This window comes from Brevibacterium sp. ZH18 (assembly GCF_022748595.1).
Lineage (GTDB): Bacteria > Actinomycetota > Actinomycetes > Actinomycetales > Brevibacteriaceae > Brevibacterium.
The window spans coordinates 1-1,219 of sequence record NZ_JALDSX010000101.1; the positions used below are offsets into that span (position 1 = coordinate 1).

1 pseudogene is annotated in these 1,219 nt (G+C 52.9%); it reads left to right on the forward strand.

What is annotated here, in order from left to right:
* Window positions 1–97: 97 nt before the first annotated feature.
* Window positions 98–252 (forward strand): annotated as a pseudogene (locus MPN20_RS17090) (integrase core domain-containing protein); the annotation flags it as partial.
* Window positions 253–1,219: the final 967 nt, after the last annotated feature.

The window sequence follows — 1,219 nt, forward strand, 5'->3', positions numbered from 1 at the left end:
ACTAGGATTCCGCAACCTCACCCATTACATCGCCAGATGCCTACTCGAATCCGGCGGATTCAGGACAGTCCTACACTCTTATTTACGATGAGCCGCCAAATGGGCCTATGCGAGGGTGTATGCCAGCGAAGCCGACCGTGCGGAAGCCTACGAGGCGTGGGTGCATGACTATAATTTCCAACGCCCCATACCGGTATCGGTGGCCGCACACCCTCAGCTCGTGTTCACAACCTCACGGGGAAGTACACCTAGCGCTGCGAAAGTGATGCGTCTTTGGAACGCTACGGGAGGGCATAGCGGACTCCTATTTCGCTTAGACTTCGTTTCCCCGAATCCTCAAGGCCTCTGGCGGCGGGCAATGGGAACCAAAGAGATGCGATGCGGGGTAGTCCGGAGCCAGGCCCGCATAACATCTGTGACGATTGGAACGTCCACGACTGCAAGAAAACCATTATCTGAAGAGTGAAGCATTCCCGCAGCAAATGCGTCCCTACCCATTGGACTTTCCATGAATTCCAGGTTCGCAACATGAGCCGCGTACAGATTTTCGGGAGTCTTTCCGCTCGTCCACGACACCGAACCAGCAGAAAATTCATGCTCCAGAGCAGAGCTATTTTCGCAAGGCCGAAACGGGCCTTTCATCGTAAAATCTCTGGTTCTCCAAACATTTGCATCATTACCGGGAGTTGAATCGACAGATTTTACTCTTATCACGGGAGCGCACGCTCCGGCAGTTGCATCTGCTCCGACATAGCCGGTTACGCCTAAGCGACCAGAGTGCACCTCGCCGCTGAAAGCGTGTCGATCAAGCAGGATCGCTGAAGGTTCTTTCGTGTATCTATTGGGCCACGGTTCACCGGAAGCGTCAGGAGCGCGCGAGCCATCGGGAGTCGTTGACTGCAACATGAGAAGAGCTCCAGTGACCGTGACATTCACATATCCAATCGCATATACAATTTCTTCACCTGCTGACAAGTGTCTCCTAGCGATTTTCTACGAATATTTAGAAGTATATTATAGCGGCATTAATCTCGATGTCAGGTCATTCGTCGATCACGTAAACCCAAAGTGCCCAGCGGTCCGCGGAATCCGCACCCTTCTTCAGGCATTTAGTGTCGAAAATCCGGCTCTTCATAAATAGGGCGGTGCGATAGCCACCCTCAAGCAGCGCAAGAAACGGGACCCTGGGTGCAATGATGTAGGTGTTCAAGACTCCATC